We start from the raw sequence: 17,128 nt of genomic DNA on the forward strand, positions 1-17,128 counted from the left end.
ACTCAATGGATGGTAGACGACGAACGCGCCGGCTGCGAGCACGCTCGTCGCGAAGCCGGTGTCATCCGGCGACAGGCCAGTGATGAACCGCGCGAGCGGTTCGGGCGACCATATCAGGCCCAGCCGCTTCCGGCCCGGGCCTGATTGATGAGTAGCCGATTTGAGACGCGCCACGCCATTGATTGCCGCCCTTCTCCTGCTCGCGCCGTCGCTGGCGTCGGCGCAGCCGGTGCCCGATGCGCAGGCGGCGAAGATCCGGGACGCCTTCAATTCGGCCTATGGCAAGGCGTTGAGCGCCGAGTTCGGTAAATCGCTGCGCGACAATGCCGATCCCGCCTGTTTGGCGAGCAAGGGCATCGAAGCCGGCCAGCTCGAAGCGCGCGGCCGCGACGTCGTGATCAAATGGGGTGCGCGGCTGATCGACGGCACCGACGCGCTGATCGACCAGAAGGTCTATGCCGAGAAATTTCCGGCGGCCGCCGAGCTCGACAGGCTGCAGCAGAACGCGGACGTCAAGAAATACCTCGCGCTGGCGGCTCCGATGCAGCAGGCGAAAATCCTCGACACGGTGTTCGAGCAGTTCGACCGCTACGCGCTGGTGAGCCGGATCAAGCTCACGGCAGTCTCGCCGCTGGCGACCGGCAACGATGAATTGCTGCGCAAGAATCCGACCGAGGCCACCGAAGCTGCGCTGGAGGCGTTTTCAAAGCGAAACAAATCGAAGGCGCTGAAGCGCTTCCTGGATTTGTCCGAGCAGGCCTCAGCAGTGCGCGCGGCCTCGATCGCGAAGGACAAGGTGCCGCCGGGCGCGCCGCTGTCCTCCCTCAAGGGGATGGAGGCCGATCTTGCCGAGCTCTGCATCGGCTCGCGGCGCTAAGCTCCTCACTTCCCGCTACGCCTGAGCGCCGCCTCCAGCGTCTCGCTCGAGCATGGCTTGGTCAGCCGGGGCTTGTCGGAGAGCGAGGCCGGCAGCCTGATATCAGCGCCGTAACCCGTGACGAAGGCGAACGGCACCTTCAGCACATCGAGCCGCTCGGCGATCGCGAACGTCTTCTCGCCCCTGACGAGGCCGACGTCGAGCAGCGCGAAATCCGGCGCCCGCTCGGCGATCAGTTCGAGCGCGCGGGCGACGTTCGCCGCGGTGCGCACCGTGCGGGCGCCGAAGCCGAGGATGGTGTCCTCGAAATAGAGTGAGATGATCGGATCGTCCTCGACGACGAGCACGTCACCGGGCATGCCGGCATTGGGTGCGAAGTCCATGGCGCGCCAGTTTCCGTTTGCTAGAGCTTGTTGTTTAAACGCGCTTTCCTCACGCGAACCGGTATCCACTTCGCTCGAAAACGCTCTGAAGCATGGATGAGAGACCGGATCAGTCCGGCCGGATGGCCCGCGACCGGCGCCCGAAAGCACGCCGGCTGTTCCCAGGATGAAACCCATCACATCGCGAGCGACGCCGTCTGTTCACTAGTGAACATAAATCCAGGAACTTTTCGATTATCGTCCGCGTTGGGTCTCCAGGATTTTCCAATGATTGCCAAACGGACCGAGTTGGCCGGGACGAGTGACCGGCCGTTCAACAATCTTTTGCGCCGGCTGAACGCTGCCGACTACGAGCTGATCGCGCCGCATCTTGCGCTGCTCGAAGCTGCGGCCGGCGATCTGCTCTACAATCCCGGCGACGACGTTCAGATCGCGCATTTCCCATGCGGACCGAGCCTGGCGTCCTACATGGTGCCCAATGAGGACGGGCGCGATGTCGAGACCATCCTGGTCGGCCGCGAAGGCGCGGTCGGCGGCATCGTCAGCCAGGGCTTCCTGCCGGCCTATACCCGCATCACCGTCAAGTTCGGTGGCCCGTTCGCGCGGTTGCCGATCAGCAAGCTCGACGCCGCCAAGCTGAAGTCGATCTCGGTGCGCAACATCTTCGCGCGCTATGCCGACTGCATGCTGGCGCAGATCTTCCAGTCGACCGCCTGCAATGCGATCCACTCGATCGAGCAGCGCGCGGCGAAATGGATCATCTCGGCGATCGAGCGCACCAATGGCAACGGCGTGGTGCCGCTCACCCATGAACAGCTCTCGACCCTGCTCGGCGTCGGCCGCAGCTACACCAGCCGGGTGATCCAGAACTTCAAGGCGGAGGGCGTGCTGGACACCCGCCGCGGTGCCATCGTGATCCGCGACCCGGACAAGCTGCGGCTGCGCTCCTGCCTGTGCAACGAGGCGGTCAAGGATCACTTCGAGGAGGTGCTGCGCGGGGTGTATCCCAGCGAGGACAACCCGGCGAATTAGGACGCTGCTTACCTCTCCCCGCTCTTTGCGGGGAGAGGTCGGATCGCGCTAGCGATCCGGGTGAGGGGCGAGGCACACTGCTCAACTGGCCACGAGGTGCTCGCCGGATGGAAGCCCCTCTCCCCGTAAGAACGGGGAGAGGGAGAACCTATATCGCCCAACGCGAAAATCACGCTACACTCGCCTCATGAGTGGGGCAGAACTTCACGCCGTCTTCGACGTCGCAGCATGGGGCGCGGCCGCGATCGCCATGTGGTGGCTGTCACGCCAGCGCGCCCTGCAGTTTCCCCGGCAATCCTTCGAGCTCTCCTACATCGCCGCGCTGGTGTTCGGCGCCGGTATCGGCGCCTACATTTTCGGCACCCTGAACCTGTGGTTCTCGGGCATGCCGGGCATCGCCCGCTCGGTCGAGGGCGCGCTGGCCGGCGGCATCGTCGCGATCGAGCTCTACAAATGGCTGCATGGCATCTCGCTGCGCACCGGCGCGCGGTTCGCGCTGCCGCTCGCGGTCGGCGTCGCCGTCGGCCGGCTCGGCTGCTATTTCGCGGGGCTGGAGGATTTCACCTACGGCACGCCGACCGCGCTGCCCTGGGGCCACGATTTCGGCGACGGCGTGCTGCGCCATCCGGTGCAGCTCTATGAGAGCCTGGCGATGGCGGCGTTCGCGGCCTTTTACGTCGTGATGGTGTTGAACCGCAACGCCGCCGTCATCACCAATGGATTCTACCTCGTGCTGTTCTATTACGGCCTGCAGCGCTTCGTATGGGAGTTCATCAAGCCCTACGGCGCGCTGATCGGGCCGTTCTCGCTGTTCCACCTGCTGTCGCTGTTTGTCATGATCTATGCCGCCATCATGCTGGCGACGGCCCCAAATGTGAGCTTGAAGCATGAACGCGCCGCTGCGTAAGGCCCGCCCGTACATCTTCTGGGGCCAGACCCAATCGCTTTGCGAGACCTGTCTGACCGTGGTGCCGACCAAGATCCAGATCCTCGGCAACGAGGTCTGGTACGAGAAGCGCTGCAAGCAGCACGGCGTGCAATCGACGCTGGTCTCGACCGATTCCGCCTATTGGCGGCTGTGCAAGGATTTCATCAAGCCCGGCGACCGGCCGCTCGCCTTCCAGCGCCACACCGAATTCGGCTGTCCCTATGATTGCGGGCTGTGCCCGGACCACGAGCAGCATTCCTGCCTGGCGCTGATCGAGATCACCGAGCACTGCAACCTGACCTGCCCGGTGTGCTTTGCAGATTCCTCGCCGGCGCGCACCAGCTTCACGCCGCTGGCCAAGATCGAGAAGATGCTCGACGCGCTGGTGGCGAGCGAGGGCGAGCCTGATCTCGTGCAGATCTCCGGCGGCGAGCCGACACTGCATCCGGACTTCTTCGCCATCCTGGATGCGGTGCGCGCCCGCCCGATCCGCCACGTCATGATCAACACCAACGGCCTCAGAATCGCGCGCGAGCCGGACTTCGTCGCAAAACTCGCCGAGAACAGACGCGGGCTGGAGGTCTATCTGCAGTTCGATTCGCTCAAGCGCGAGGCGCTGGTCAATTTGCGCGGTGCGGATTTGCGCAAGATCCGCCAGCAGACGCTGGAGAACCTCGAGCGCGAGGGCGTCTCGACCACGCTGGTCGCGACCATCAAGCGCGGCGTCAACGATGCCGAGATCGGTGACATCGTCCGCCACGCGCTCACCTGGAAGTGCGTGCGCGGCGTCACGCTGCAGCCGGTGCAGGACGCCGGCCGCAACGAGCATTTCAACAAGGACACCGACCGCATCATGCTGTCGGAGATCCGCCAGCGCGTGGTCGAGACCGGAGTATTCGGCGACAAGGACATGATCCCGCTGCCGTGCAATCCCGAGAGCATCTCGATCGGCTACGGCCTACGCAATGGCGACAAGGTGCTGCCGCTGACCTCGCTGATCCCGCAGGAGCAGCTCGTCGCTGTCATGCCCAACACGATCAGCCCGGAAAAATACCCGGTGCTGCGGGAAAAGTTCGTCGATTTGTTCTCGCTGTCGTCGGGACCGCTCAATACAAGCGAGCGCGTCTGCGAATTGCTGTGCTGCCTGCCGAGCTTCGAGGTGCCGGAGGGCCTGACTTACGAGAACGTCTTCCGCGTCACCATTGTGCAGTTTCTTGATCGCTTCAATTTCTGCGTCGGCAACGTGAAGCGCAGCTGCATCCACTTCGTCACCGAGAGCGGCGCGATCATCCCGTTCGACACCTACAATCTGTTCTATCGGGACGGAAAGATCGACGGTATCCGCGCCGCGATGGCCGGCCAGACTTATCGTGAAGTACGGCAACGTGAGGAGGTGCCGCGATGAGCGACGAGAGCCGGCCCATCAATCCGGATGGATCTCCACCCTCGTTGCCTCCACGGCTCCCTCCGCAGCGCGGCGGCTGCGCGACCGCATTCATGGCGCTGTTTGGCGTGGCGCTGCTGCTGCCGGGGCTCTGCGCGGTCCTGTTCGGCGTCGGCGCCTTCACCTCGGCGAGCCCCGATCCCGGGCTCCTCTTTCTGGCTTTGCTCGGGCTCGCGGTCGGCTTCGCCGGCGTCATGCTGATCCGCGCCGCGATCAAGGGGAGCTAGAGGTCGACAGTGATCAACAATTTCGACCAGACCCCGCCCAGTCGGTCCCCGGAACCGCGGCAACGCAACGGCTGCGCCACCGCTTTCATGCTTGTCGTGGGGGTGATCTTGCTGATCCCGGGTGTCCTGTGCGCCATCCTCAACGTCAAATTCGGCGCCGGATCCGGCAGCGATCCCCTGACCTCGTTCGGGTTGCTGGTGGCGCTCGGCGGATTTGGGCTGATCGTGTTTACGCTTACCCGGTAACATCGCCGGATCAATGCCGAAAAGTCCCTCAAAACCCGCTTTCGGGACCAAAATCAGGCTCTCAAACGGCCAATAAACCGTTGTTTTTTGGCGATTTCTGACTATATTGCGCCGCAACGCGCAAGGTGCCCGGTCCTCTGACCGGGCTTCCTTTTTGGGGTGATGCGTCCCCGTCAAATTTCTTGGGTATGAGCGTGATCCGGGCCCGGATTGGGCCACGTGAGCGAGCGGCCGGCCAAATTGGTCCGGCGAGATCGCGCATCTGACCATTGCACGACCAGAAGAAGAGCCATGAACCTTCGTAACGTCGCCATCATCGCCCACGTCGACCACGGCAAGACCACCCTCGTCGACCGCCTGCTGCAGCAATCCGGGACCTATCGCGAGAACCAGAAGGTCACCGAACGCGCCATGGACTCCAACGATCTGGAGCGCGAGCGCGGCATCACCATCCTGGCCAAGGCGGCCTCGGTGCAGTGGAAAGATACCCGCATCAACATCGTCGACACCCCCGGCCACGCCGATTTCGGCGGCGAGGTCGAGCGCATCCTCAACATGGTGGACGGCGCGCTGGTGCTGGTCGATGCCGCCGAGGGCCCGCTGCCGCAGACCAAGTTCGTGGTGTCGAAAGCGCTCAAGGTCGGACTGAAGCCGATCGTCGTGATCAACAAGGTCGACCGCCCCGACGCACGCCCGACCGAAGTCATCAACGAGGTGTTCGACCTGTTCGCCGCACTCGATGCCTCGGAGGAGCAGCTCGACTTCCCGATCCTGTACGGGTCGGCCAAGCAGGGCTGGATGGGCGACAGCCCGGAAGCTTCGCATGACGCCGGCATGCAGCCGCTGTTCGACCTGATCGTGCGTCACGTCGCGCCGCCGAAGGTCGAAGAGGGCCCGTTCCGCATGATCGGCACCATCCTCGAAGCCAACCCCTATCTCGGCCGCATCATCACCGGCCGCATCTCATCGGGTTCCATCAAGCCGAACCAGGCCGTGAAGGTGCTCGGCGCCGACGGCAAGACGATTGAGCAGGGGCGTATCACCAAAATCCTCGCCTTCCGCGGCATCGAGCGCACCCCGCTGGAGGAAGCCGACGCCGGCGACATCGTCGCGATCGCGGGCCTCACCAAGGGCACCGTCGCCGACACCTTCTGCGATCCCAGCGTCGAGGCACCGCTGACCGCGCAGCCGATCGATCCGCCGACGGTGTCGATGTCGTTCATCGTCAACAACTCGCCGCTCGCCGGCACCGAAGGCGACAAGGTGACCTCGCGCATGATCCGCGACCGCCTGCTGCGCGAGGCCGAGGGCAATGTCGCACTGCGCGTCGTCGAGGCCTCCGACAAGGATTCCATGGAAGTCTCCGGCCGCGGCGAATTGCAACTCGCGATCCTGATCGAGACCATGCGCCGCGAGGGCTTTGAGCTCTCGGTGTCGCGCCCGCGCGTCGTGCTGCAGAAGGACGAGGCGACCGGCGCCTGGCAGGAGCCGATCGAGGAGGTCGTGATCGACGTCGACGAGGAGCATTCCGGCGTCGTCGTGCAGAAGATGAGCGAGCGCAAGGCCGAGATGATCGAGATGCGCCCGTCCGGCGGCAACCGCCTGCGGCTGGTGTTCTACGCGCCGACCCGCGGCCTGATCGGCTATCAGGGCGAACTGCTCACCGACACCCGCGGCACCGCGATCATGAACCGCATCTTCCACGGCTACGCCGCCTACAAGGGCGAGATCCAGGGCCGCCGCAACGGCGTGCTGATCTCCAACGACCAGGGTGAAGCGGTTGCCTATGCGATGTTCAAGCTGGAAGACCGCGGCCCGATGATGATCGAGCCGGGCTGGAAGGTCTACAAGGGCATGATCGTCGGCGAGCACACCCGCGACAACGACCTCGAGATCAACGTGCTGAAGGGCAAGCAGCTCACCAACATCCGCACCACCTCGAAGGACGAAGCGGTGCGCCTGACGCCGCCGATCCGGATGACGCTGGAAAAGGCGCTCGCCTATATCGAAGACGACGAACTCGTCGAGGTGACGCCGAAGTCGATCCGGCTGCGCAAGAAGCATCTCGACCCGAACGAGCGCAAGCGCGCCGAGAAGGCCAAAGAAGCCGTAGCGTAAGCGGTGGCGTAAGCCCCACTGTCATGCCCGGCTTGACCGGGGCACCCAGTACGCCGCGGCCTGTCGGCTCGATCACAACCGTCTCTGGAATACTGCATCACCCGCATTCGCGGGTGATGCAGTCATGCATGTGGCGGCTTCAGGCCCGGCAGCGGACGTGCTAGAGCCGGGACATGAGTTCGCTTCCCTCCACGATCGATGTCGCCATCATCGGCGCCGGCGCGGCCGGCCTCGGCGCCACGCATGCGCTGAAGCACTCTGGCCTCTCCACCATCGTGCTGGAAGCCCGCGACCGCCTAGGCGGCCGCGCCCATACCATCCAGGCCGCGCCTGACGTCGTGTTCGACGTCGGCTGCGGCTGGCTGCATTCGGCCGACCAGAACAGCTTTGTCGGCATCGCCCAGCAGCTCGACTTCGAACTCAACAAGGACCTGCCGCCGTGGCGCGAGCGCGCCTATGGCAAGGCGTTCCCGCAGGCCGAGCGCGACGCGTTCATGCTTGCGCTCGACGAATTCTACGATCGCATCGAGCAGGCCGCACAGGGCGGCAAGGACAGTTCTGCCGATCGCTATCTCGAGCCCGGCAACCGCTGGAACCCGATGATCGATGCAATTTCGACCTATGTGAACGGCTGCGAGCTCGACCAGCTCTCGATCCTCGACTTCGACGCCTATCAGGACAGCAACGTCAATTGGCGTGTCAGGCGCGGCTATGGCGCGCTGGTCGCGGCCTATGGCGCCGAGGTGCCGGTTGCGCTGAACTGCATCGTCAAGCTGATCGACCACGCAGGCCCGCGCATCCGCATCGAGACCTCGCGCGGCACCTTGGAAGCAGACAGAGTGATCGTCACCGTGCCGACCAATCTGATCGCCGACGAGGCGATCCGCTTTTCGCCTGCGCTGCCGGACAAGCGCGAGGCCGCGCACGCCCTGCCGCTCGGCCTCGCCGATAAGGTGACGCTGGCGCTCGCCGAGCCCGAGGCGTTGCCGAAGGAAGGCAATCTGCGCGGCGCCACCATGCGCACCGAGATGGGCACCTACCACATCCGCCCGTTCGGCCAGCCCTGCATCGAGGGCTTCTTCGGCGGACGTTTTGCGCGACAGCTGGAAGATGCCGGCGACGGCGCCATCGCCGCGCACAGCATCGACGAGATCGTCTCCTTCCTCGGCAACGATTTCCGCCGCAAGCTGAAGCCGCTCAGCGAATCGCGCTGGGCGCAGGACCGGTTCGCCCGCGGCTCCTACTCGCACGCGCTGCCCGGCCACGCCGACAAACGCGCCGTCCTGGCCACCCCAGTCGACGGCCGGCTGTTCTTCGCCGGCGAAGCCACCTCGCCGCACTTCTTCTCGACGGCACATGGCGCGCGGGATTCGGGGGAGCGGGCGGCGAAGGAGATATTGGCCGCGTCGCCGCGCAAATAGCCTCTCTTCATTGCGAGCGAAGCGAAGCAATCCATCGCGCGGCATAACGGAAGCATGGATTGCTTCGTCGCTTCGCTCCTCGCAATGACGACGGAAGCTACTCCAGCACCCTCGCCCGCATATCCGCGTCCGGCACAAAGCACGTCTCGTACTTCCCGAAGATCTTGTAGCGGTTGCGGGCGATGAGGCTGTAGACCGCGTCGCGCAGCGGCTTTGGGACTGCGAACAGCGCGCGGGTCCATGCCCAGCCGGGGAGATGGCTCAGCACCGTCAGCGCGGCGTCCGACTTCATCCAGGCGACGCCGCCATGAACCACGGCGTTGGTGTCGGGATCATCGGGGTCGATGCCGAAGGTCTTTGCCAGTCGCGTGCCGTAGTCCGACTGGATCGGCGTGAACCGGAAGCGGCGCGCTGGATCGCGCGCGATGACGAACTGCACCCAGCGTGAGCAGAAGATGCAGACGCCGTCGTAGAGGATCACGTCATCGTCGGGCCACACGCTCATCGGTTATCCAATGTCAGCAACGCGACCAGCATCAGCACGACCGCAGGTCCGGTCTTCACCAGCGCGCCGAGCGGCTCGATCCAGAGGTCCGGGGTCAGGATCGCTGATCCCATCATGTAGCCGAGCGAGGCGATGATGCCGACAACAAGACCGAACGCTGCGGTGCGGCGGATCGCGATCAGCACGCCGATGCTCATGTCCATCAGGCTGGTCAGCACGGTCACCGGCCCGACCAACGCGGGCGGAAAATGGTGTGCGCGCAAGATGCCGGCCGCGGCGTCATAGGAGATCACCAGCGCGATGAAGCCGGACGCCACCCAGAACAGCACGAGGCTTGCGACGATCAGCGCCTTGATCAGGAACAGCCGCGCGAACCATTTGTCCTGAATGGTCGCGGGGCGCCCGCCGACGGCTTGCGCGATGGTCTTCGGCACGATGCCGGTCGCTGCCATCCAGGCTGTGGGATCGCCGGTGACGCCACGGCGCAATTCGGCGATCGCATTGGAGCGCAGCGGCGGCATCCAGCCGAGCCGGCTCGAGAGATCGCCGAGGCGGGCGCCGAGATCGATCAGGAAGGGCGGCGTCGGAACACGGAAATCCTTCGCCGTGCCGAACGACCAGCGAAACTGGGCGATGACGCCGCCGAGTGAGATTGGCTGCTGCTGCATCAGGTCCCATGTCACTGCTCGCACCGCTTTGTCGGCGACGTCGCGCGCAGCGAGCCAGGCGATGGTCGCGGCGATATCCTCGACTGCGACGGGCTGGAACGGCGTCGCCGCCTCATCGGCCGGCAGATCGACCGGCAGCGCCGCCAGCGCACGCAGCATGGCGCTGCCGCCATAGGCCGAAGGCGCAATGACGAAGCCGGGACGCAGGATCGCGTAGGCGATGCCGGACGCCGCGATCAGCCGTTCAGCCTCGCGCTTGGTGGTGCTGAAGGCGGTGCGGTCCTCATTGGCGGCGCCGGGAATCGAGATATGGACCAGACGGATGGCGCGGTGGCTGTCGCTGACGGCCTGCAGCAGCCGCGCCACGAAGTCGCGATGCACCGCGCGTGTGTCGCTGCCCGGGCCGTCCTGCAACACGCCGAGGCAGTTAACGACGACATCGGCCTCATGGGTGCGAAGCAGCTGCGTCAGCGCCGCAGCATCCATCGACGTGACCGGGAGTTCGAGGTCGGCGGCGCTCATCTTTTGTGCAGGCGTGAAGTGACGCGCGATCCCGATCACGTGAAAGCCGCGGGCCCGCAGATCGTCGGTGACGTAGCGCCCGATCAGGCCGGACGCGCCGAGCACGAGGATGTTGTGTGATACGCCGTCACTCATGGGAGTCCTAAACGGGTTTCGCGATCATCAGCCACAGGATGATCATCACCGATCCGAAGCCGGGAATCCCGAACAGGAACCAGCGGCGAAACAGCGCAAAGTAGCGCGGCGGCAGCGGGTGGCCCTTGTCGGCCGCCTCGTGCGCGAGGTCGCGCATCTCCATCTGCATGAAGATGACGGGAACCCAGAACACACCGGCCAGCGCGTAGAGTGCGAGCGAAACCAATAGCCAGCGCTCGGTAAGGCTCGTTGCCGACAGCATCATCAGCAGTCCGCCGCTCACCGGCTGCAGCAGCACGGCGCTCAGCGTGAAGATCATGTCCGCGATCACGACGATCGCCGCCGTTCGTGCGATGAAAGCCGCATCACGCGTGCGATGCGCCATCAGCATGAAGAAGGCGATCCCGGTCCCGGTGCCGAGGATCACGATGGCGCACATGCAGATATTTGATCAGGAAGTAGAGCGTCATCGCGGTCCACCCGCAATTAGGCCGGTTTTGGCGCGCACAGATACCGCCGCTGCCATAGGCCGGACGGGCGCGAAAATCCACTGCGACGGCGCAGGTGCGGAAGGATCGATGCACCCGCGGCACGCTTTGATTCGCTTGCGGAATCCCGCCGCCGAATCAAATCCGGATGGGCCTTTTCTGACCTGCGGCATTGTCATAGAGCGCTCGCTATCCACGCTTTTGCACAGCACCGGATCGGCGGTTGGTCACTTGAGCCCCGTGAGTGTCCTCTTTCGGTACAAGTATTCATGACACTGATGCAAAAAATCCACACGTTAACCGATAATTAACGATGGACCTTGAAGGCCGCGCTCCGACTTGCTTTGATTAGGTCCATGAGCACAACGCTAATCGAGGTCCGGCCGGCCAAAGCTGCAGACGCGGCTGCGGTGGCGTCTACCCATGACGAAGCCTGGCGCTCGGCGTATCAGGGAATCATCCCCGGCGCCGAACTCGAAAAGCTGATCAATCGCCGTGGCCCGCAGTGGTGGGACAGCGCCATCCGCAAGGGCAGCCGCGTCAGCGTGCTGGTGTTCGGCGACAGGATCGCGGGCTACGCTAATTACGGCCGCAACCGCGCCCGCAGCCTGCACTTCGAAGGCGAGATCTACGAGCTCTATCTGCGGCCGGAATTCCAGGGCCTCGGCTTCGGCCGGCGCCTGTTCGCCTCCGCCCGCCGCGACCTCCTGCAGAGCGGCCTCAAGAGCATGGTGATCTGGGCGCTCTCCGACAACGAGCCGGCGACCGAGTTTTACCGTGCGCTGGGCGGCCGGATGGTGGCGCGCTCCTCGGAGCGGTTCGGGCCAAAATCGCTCGACAAGGTCGCTTTCGCCTGGACCAACTGAAAATCCTGCTTCTCTCGCAGCTGCAGCAAGGCTAAACCAGCCTGAGCGTTGCACGCGACGGCCAGCCCGGCCTTACGGCCGGGCGGGAGGTTGTTTCGCGGCCCGGCGGCGCCAATAAAATCACACCGTCCTCAACTTCCAAAGGCCACGCGGAGCAATCCATGCGTATCGACGCCATATCGATCGGAAAAAATCCGCCCCACGACGTCAACGTCATCATCGAGGTTGCCGTCGGCGGCGAGCCCATCAAATACGAAATGGACAAGGAGGCCGGCACGCTCGTGGTGGACCGCTTCCTCTACACGCCGATGCGCTATCCTGGCAATTACGGCTTCATCCCGCACACGCTGTCCGGCGACGGCGATCCCTGCGACGTGCTGATCGTCAATACCCGCGCGATCGTGCCAGGTGCCGTGATGAGCGTCCGCGTGGTCGGCGTGCTGCTGATGGAGGACGAGGCCGGCGGTGACGAGAAGATCATCGCGGTGCCGTCATCGAAGCTCACCCAGCGCTACGACAAGGTGCAGAACTACAACGACCTGCCCGACATCACGCTGCAGCAGATCCAGCACTTCTTCGAGCACTACAAGGACCTCGAGAAGGGCAAGTGGGTGAAGGTGCTGCGCTGGGGCGACGCCGACGAAGCCCACAAGCTGATCCTCGAAGGCATCGAGCGGGCGAAGAAGAAATAGATCTCGCTGCGAGAACTCCCTCGCCCCGCTCTTGCGGGGTCGAGACGAGCGAAGCTCGCTCTTGGAGGGTTGGGGTGAGGGGCTGCTTCGGCGAGTTGTGAAACGTGAGGAGACCTGTACCCCCTCACCCGGATTGCATCTGACGATGCAATCCGACCTCTCCCCGCAAGCGGGGCGAGGTAAGAAAGGCTAGACCGCCGGCACCGGCAGGCCGGCAATCGCGCAGGCGGCGCGCAGCGTGTTGACCAACAGGCACGCCACCGTCATTTGGCCGACGCCCCCCGGCACCGGCGTGATCGCGCCGGCGACGCCGAGCGCTTCCTGGAATGCGACGTCGCCGACCAGCTTCGGCTTGCCGCCGGGCACCGGAATCCGGTTGATGCCGACATCGATCACGGTGGCACCCGGCTTCAGCCAGTCGCCCCGCACTATCTCGGGCTTGCCGACCGCCGCATAGACCAGATCGGCCCGGGCGCAGAGCTTTGGCAGGTCGCGCGAGCGCGAATGCGCGATCGTCACCGTCGCATTCTCGTTCAGCAGCAATTGCACCAAGGGACGGCCGACCAGATTGGAGCGGCCGATCACGATCGCGTTCATGCCCTCGAGCGAGGCGTGCACGCTCTTGGTCAGGATGATGCAGCCGAGCGGCGTGCAGGGCGACAGCGCAGCCAGGCCCCCGGCGAGCCGGCCGGCATTGTTCGGATGCAGACCATCGACGTCCTTGGCCGGATCGATCGCGTTGATGATGGTCTCGGTGTGCAGCGATTTCGGCAGCGGCAGCTGCACCAGGATGCCATGCACCAAGGGATCGCGGTTGAGCCGCGCGATCAGCGCCAGCAGATCGGCCTGCGACACGTCCTCGGGCAGCTTGTGCTCGAACGAGGCCATGCCGGCGGCCTGGGTCTGGGTATGCTTGCTGCGGACATAGACCTCGCTTGCGGGATCGTGGCCGACCAGCACGACGGCGAGCCCCGGCGTCAGCGCATGGTCGCGCTTGACGCGGGCAACCTCGTCGGCGACGCGGGCGCGAAGCTCGGCGGCGATGGCTTTTCCGTCGATGATGCGGGCGGTCATGTCAGTCCTTCGTCTCCTGGTTCGGCCCGGCCGCCGTCAACTTCCGCAATGTTTCGCCAAGCCCTTTCGGGTCGCCGTCGACGGCGATCTGCTTCAGCCGCGAGGTGGCGCCGGACAACAGCTTCACCCTGGCCTTGGGCACGCCGAGCGCCTTGGCCAACAACTCGGTCACCGCGCGATTGGCCTCGCCGCCTTCGGCAATGGCGCGCACCCTGACCTTCACCACCGAGCGGCCATTGGCCAGCGTCTCGATCCCGTCGATGTCGTCGCGGCCACCGCGCGGCGTCACGCGCAGGGCGATGCTGATGCCCTCGGTGGAATAGCGCCAAGGATCCATTACCAAGGCTCCATCAGCGAGGCTCCATCGCGAAGGATCAGATCACATTGGGATAGATGTAATAGGCGATCACCCGCTGGATGAACATGATGATCAGGATCACGATGATCGGCGAGATATCGAGCCCGCCCAGATTCGGCATCACGTTGCGAATCGGCCGCAGCACCGGCTCGGTGATCCGGTACAGGAACTCGGCCACCGCGGAGACGAACTGGTTGCGCGTGTTGACGACGTTGAAGGCGACCAGCCAGGACAGGATAGCGGAGGCGATCAGCAGCCAGACATAGAGGTCGAGGATGATGATGACGATGTCGAGAACAGCGCGCATATGATGGGGGCTCGCGGGTGGGACGACCAATTGAGGCGCAACGAGACCGGACTGAGCCGCCATCGCGCTTCTTGTTTGAGCAGGATCTTTTCGGAAAACCGCTCCACACTTTGCGCTGGCGCGGCCGTACCGGTCCGGATCACGCTCTAAATATCGGTTCATCCCCCCGCAAACAAGGGAAGTTCCCGGCGGTAAAGGCCGAAAACCGCTGTTTCAGCGTTCTTGACTTGGCCTTGGGCGGGACTGTAAATGGCGCCCGACTGACGGCCGGGATACTCAGCAACACCCGGCCGCAATGGGGCCATAGCTCAGCTGGGAGAGCGCGTCGTTCGCAATGACGAGGTCGGCGGTTCGATCCCGCCTGGCTCCACCAGCCTTCGCTCGCTTCGCGAGCTTCGGCTAGGCAAGCCCTCTCGTAGCGAAGGCTGCCTCGTCGTAGCCCGAAGGGCGAAGACGGGCTGGTTGCAGCAAACTCAAGCCCAACCCTCCCCCTCACGTCCCGGTAAACCTTGGCGGCCGCTTCTCCACAAAGCTCGCGACGCCTTCCCTGAAATCATTGCCTTTCAGCGCGATCTGCATCTCGCGGTTGGCGTCGATGGTGGCTTCGGCGAGTGTCTGGAACGGCACGTCATAGACCTGGCGCTTGATCACAGCGATCGCGCTCGGCGAGACGAAATCGGCGAGGTCGCGGGCATAGGCGTAGGTTTCCTCGCGCAGCTTGTCCGGCGAAGAGAGCCGGTTGACGAGGCCGATGCGCAGCGCCTCCTCGGCCGACACGCGCCGCGCCGACATCAACAGATCGAGCGCGTTGGCGTGGCCGACGATGCGCGGCAGCATCCAGCTGATGCCGTGCTCGGCGATCAACCCGCGCCGCGCAAAGGCGGTGGTGAACACCGCGCTGTCGGCGGCGAAGCGCAGATCGCAATAGAGCGCGTGGACCAGGCCGATGCCTGCCGTGGCGCCGTTGAGCATTGCGATCACGGGCTTCTTGATGGCGGGGTAATAGGCATAGCGCGTCTGCCAGTCGGCGCGCCGGTTCATGTCGAACGCAACGCCCTCGCCGCGCCTGACCTCGTTGGGATCGATCCCCTTCAACGCTTCCATGTCGGCGCCGGCGCAGAAGCCGCGGCCCGCGCCGGTCAGCACGATGACGCGAACATTGTCGTCGCTGGCGGCCGCCTCCATCGCGTGGCGCACGTCGCGCTCCATGATCGCCGTCCACGCATTCATGCGGTCGGGGCGGTTCAGCGTGATGGTCGCGATCCTGTCGCTGACGTCGTAGAGGATGTGTTCATAGCTCACGGCGATCTCCCTTTGCTTGTTGTGATGCCTTGTCTTGTTCTGATGAGCTCGCGCGGCCATGCGGCCGCGCGCTGCAGCCGTGGCGAGACTAGGAGCTTGTCTGGATAGTCGCTGTTCAAATCTGGTCGGGTCTGATTCAACATTGGGCGATGAGCAAGTATTTTCGGCCTTGGAACATCGATCAGACGCTGCTTCTGCCGCCGAATGTGCAGGACTTCGTGCCGAAAGGCCATGTCTCGCGGTTTATGGTTGATCTGGTGCGGGAGAGCCTCGATCTCAGGGAGATCATGGGCAGCTATGTGAGCGGGCTTGGGCAGCCGCCGTTTGATCCGCGGATGATGGTGGCGCTGCTGCTGCATAGCTATGCGAGTGGGCTGTATTCGTCGCGTCGGATTGCCAAGGCCTGCCGGGAGCGGAACGATTTTGTGATGATCGTGGCGCTGGATGCGCCGGATTTTCGGACGATCAGCGACTTTCGCAAGCGACATTTGAAGGCGCTCGGCGCGCTATTCGTGCAGGTTCTGAAGTTGTGCGAGACGGCCGGGCTGGTCAAGCTCGGTCATGTCGCGCTGGATGGTACGAAGATCAAGGCGAACGCGTCGAAACACAAGGCGATGAGTTATGAGCGCATGAAGAAGCGCGAGGCGGAATTGAAGGCCGAGGTCGCTCGCATGCTGGCGGCCGCCGAGGCGGCGGATGCCTCGGAGGATGAGACTTTCGGCAACAGCGACGAACTGCCGGACTGGACCGTCGACAAGCAGAAACGGCTGGCGAAGATCCAGCAAGCGATGGCGGCGCTGGAAGCGGACGCCAAACTGGCGGCGGAGGAAGAGCGCCGCATCGAGGCCGAAAAGGAACAGCAGCGCCAGGCCGAAGGCCGCAAGAAGCCGGGCAAACCGGCGGCGCTGCCATCGGAGGAACCCAATCCCAAGGCGCAACGCAACTTCACCGATCCGGAAAGCCGCATCATGAAGTCGAAGGATGGCTTCGTTCAGGCCTATAATGCCCAGGCGGCCGTCGATGCACATGCCCAGATCATTGTCGCGCAAGAACTGACCCAGCACGGCAGCGATCAGGGCCAGTTGGTGCCCCTGATCGAGGCCATCGAGAGCAATCTTGGCCGCAAGCCGCGGCAGGCCTCAGCGGATTCCGGCTACTGCAGCGAAGCCAATCTCGAAGCGCTCGACACACGCAGCATCGATGGCTATGTCGCGCCCGGACGCGCCAAGCACCCGACAGTAGCGAACGGAAAAGTCGGCGGCCCGCTGACACAGGCCATGCGAAAGAAGATCGACGATGGCGGCTTCGAAACACCCTACCGATTGCGAAAGCAAGTGGTGGAGCCGGTGTTCGGGCAGATCAAACAGGCAAGAGGCTTCCGCCAGTTCCTGTTGCGGGGCATCGAGAAAGTGCGCGCCGAGTGGACAATGATCTGCACCGTCCATAACCTCCTCAAGCTGTTCAACCTCGCAAACGCAGCCTGAGCCTGCTACTCTACAACAAATGCCCGTCACGAAAACATATCTGGACGGGCT

At 64.3% G+C, this 17,128-nt stretch carries 18 protein-coding genes, 1 tRNA gene and 1 pseudogene; 12 read left to right on the forward strand and 8 right to left on the reverse strand.

Features of this window, described 5'->3' with window-relative positions; all coding sequences use genetic code 11:
* The first annotated feature begins 178 nt into the window (after window positions 1-178).
* On the forward strand, window positions 179-877 hold the full coding sequence (locus HAP48_RS14665) for a hypothetical protein (RefSeq protein WP_176539571.1): 699 nt from the start codon (window positions 179-181) through the stop codon (window positions 875-877).
* Between the two features lie 5 nt (window positions 878-882).
* Here HAP48_RS14665 and HAP48_RS14670 read toward each other — a convergent pair whose 3' ends face one another.
* Window positions 883-1,260 carry a response regulator gene (locus HAP48_RS14670; protein ID WP_166213202.1) on the reverse strand — a complete coding sequence of 126 codons (378 nt, stop codon included), beginning with the start codon at window positions 1,258-1,260 and terminating at the stop codon, window positions 883-885.
* 267 nt (window positions 1,261-1,527) lie between these two features.
* Between HAP48_RS14670 and HAP48_RS14675 the strand changes: the two genes are divergently transcribed.
* The 7 genes from HAP48_RS14675 to HAP48_RS14705 all read left to right on the forward strand — a co-directional run bounded on the left by HAP48_RS14675 (window position 1,528) and on the right by HAP48_RS14705 (window position 8,676).
* A complete protein-coding gene (locus HAP48_RS14675; protein WP_166213201.1) occupies window positions 1,528-2,292 on the forward strand; it encodes a Crp/Fnr family transcriptional regulator in 765 nt (254 codons plus the stop codon).
* 187 nt (window positions 2,293-2,479) lie between these two features.
* Window positions 2,480-3,199, forward strand: a complete 720-nt coding sequence (locus HAP48_RS14680; RefSeq protein WP_166213200.1) for a prolipoprotein diacylglyceryl transferase — start codon at window positions 2,480-2,482, stop codon at window positions 3,197-3,199.
* Window positions 3,180-4,625, forward strand: a complete 1,446-nt coding sequence (locus tag HAP48_RS14685) for a radical SAM protein (protein WP_166213199.1) — start codon at window positions 3,180-3,182, stop codon at window positions 4,623-4,625. Before HAP48_RS14680 ends, HAP48_RS14685 begins: the two co-directional genes overlap by 20 nt.
* Window positions 4,622-4,891: a hypothetical protein gene (locus HAP48_RS14690; RefSeq protein ID WP_166213198.1), complete on the forward strand. Its 270-nt coding sequence runs from the start codon at window positions 4,622-4,624 to the stop codon at window positions 4,889-4,891. Before HAP48_RS14685 ends, HAP48_RS14690 begins: the two co-directional genes overlap by 4 nt.
* 9 nt (window positions 4,892-4,900) lie before the next feature.
* Window positions 4,901-5,137 (forward strand): hypothetical protein, encoded by a 237-nt coding sequence (locus HAP48_RS14695; protein ID WP_166202902.1) that lies wholly within the window; start codon window positions 4,901-4,903, stop codon window positions 5,135-5,137.
* 291 nt (window positions 5,138-5,428) lie between these two features.
* Window positions 5,429-7,255: a translational GTPase TypA gene (gene typA, locus HAP48_RS14700; protein ID WP_166213197.1), complete on the forward strand. Its 1,827-nt coding sequence runs from the start codon at window positions 5,429-5,431 to the stop codon at window positions 7,253-7,255.
* A gap of 173 nt (window positions 7,256-7,428) precedes the next feature.
* The gene (locus HAP48_RS14705; protein ID WP_166213196.1) at window positions 7,429-8,676 is read left to right on the forward strand and encodes a flavin monoamine oxidase family protein; all 1,248 of its coding nucleotides are present in this window, start codon (window positions 7,429-7,431) and stop codon (window positions 8,674-8,676) included.
* A 97-nt stretch (window positions 8,677-8,773) separates the two neighbouring features.
* On the opposite strand, the gene HAP48_RS14710 is transcribed toward HAP48_RS14705, so the two are convergent.
* The 3 genes and pseudogenes from HAP48_RS14710 to HAP48_RS14720 all read right to left on the reverse strand — a co-directional run bounded on the left by HAP48_RS14710 (window position 8,774) and on the right by HAP48_RS14720 (window position 10,976).
* Complete coding sequence (locus HAP48_RS14710) at window positions 8,774-9,181, reverse strand: thiol-disulfide oxidoreductase DCC family protein (RefSeq protein WP_166213195.1); 408 nt, start codon at window positions 9,179-9,181, stop codon at window positions 8,774-8,776.
* Window positions 9,178-10,506 carry an SDR family oxidoreductase gene (locus HAP48_RS14715; RefSeq protein WP_166213194.1) on the reverse strand — a complete coding sequence of 443 codons (1,329 nt, stop codon included), beginning with the start codon at window positions 10,504-10,506 and terminating at the stop codon, window positions 9,178-9,180. The genes HAP48_RS14710 and HAP48_RS14715 overlap by 4 nt, the downstream gene beginning before the upstream one ends.
* A 7-nt stretch (window positions 10,507-10,513) precedes the next feature.
* Window positions 10,514-10,976: pseudogene (locus HAP48_RS14720) on the reverse strand (DUF2269 family protein).
* 374 nt (window positions 10,977-11,350) lie between these two features.
* Here HAP48_RS14720 and HAP48_RS14725 point away from each other — a divergent pair.
* On the forward strand, window positions 11,351-11,860 hold the full coding sequence (locus HAP48_RS14725; protein WP_166213193.1) for a GNAT family N-acetyltransferase: 510 nt from the start codon (window positions 11,351-11,353) through the stop codon (window positions 11,858-11,860).
* 161 nt (window positions 11,861-12,021) lie between these two features.
* Window positions 12,022-12,552 (forward strand): inorganic diphosphatase, encoded by a 531-nt coding sequence (ppa, locus tag HAP48_RS14730; protein ID WP_166213191.1) that lies wholly within the window; start codon window positions 12,022-12,024, stop codon window positions 12,550-12,552.
* A 189-nt stretch (window positions 12,553-12,741) separates the two neighbouring features.
* Here the strand turns inward: ppa and HAP48_RS14735 are convergent, their stop codons facing one another.
* Genes HAP48_RS14735 through HAP48_RS14745 form a run of 3 tightly spaced genes read right to left on the reverse strand, consistent with a single transcriptional unit; the run spans window position 12,742 to window position 14,291 of the window.
* Window positions 12,742-13,626, reverse strand: coding sequence for a bifunctional methylenetetrahydrofolate dehydrogenase/methenyltetrahydrofolate cyclohydrolase (locus HAP48_RS14735; RefSeq protein WP_166213189.1), 885 nt, complete (start codon window positions 13,624-13,626; stop codon window positions 12,742-12,744).
* A 1-nt stretch (window position 13,627) separates the two neighbouring features.
* Window positions 13,628-13,963, reverse strand: coding sequence for a DUF167 domain-containing protein (locus tag HAP48_RS14740; protein ID WP_166213187.1), 336 nt, complete (start codon window positions 13,961-13,963; stop codon window positions 13,628-13,630).
* 37 nt (window positions 13,964-14,000) lie between these two features.
* Entirely contained in the window at window positions 14,001-14,291 is a 291-nt protein-coding gene (locus tag HAP48_RS14745; protein ID WP_016847252.1) for a YggT family protein, read from the reverse strand.
* Window positions 14,292-14,588: 297 nt separating this feature from the next.
* On the opposite strand from HAP48_RS14745, the gene HAP48_RS14750 reads away from it, so the two are divergent.
* Window positions 14,589-14,664, forward strand: a tRNA-Ala gene (locus tag HAP48_RS14750).
* A 119-nt stretch (window positions 14,665-14,783) separates the two neighbouring features.
* Here the strand turns inward: HAP48_RS14750 and HAP48_RS14755 are convergent.
* A complete protein-coding gene (locus tag HAP48_RS14755) occupies window positions 14,784-15,593 on the reverse strand; it encodes an enoyl-CoA hydratase (RefSeq protein ID WP_166213185.1) in 810 nt (269 codons plus the stop codon).
* A 149-nt stretch (window positions 15,594-15,742) separates the two neighbouring features.
* Between HAP48_RS14755 and HAP48_RS14760 the strand changes: the two genes are divergently transcribed.
* Window positions 15,743-17,077, forward strand: coding sequence for an IS1182 family transposase (locus tag HAP48_RS14760; protein WP_166202952.1), 1,335 nt, complete (start codon window positions 15,743-15,745; stop codon window positions 17,075-17,077).
* The last annotated feature ends 51 nt before the right edge of the window (window positions 17,078-17,128 follow it).

Origin of the sequence: Bradyrhizobium septentrionale (assembly GCF_011516645.4) — a bacterium.
GTDB classification, from domain to species: Bacteria; Pseudomonadota; Alphaproteobacteria; order Rhizobiales; family Xanthobacteraceae; genus Bradyrhizobium; species Bradyrhizobium septentrionale.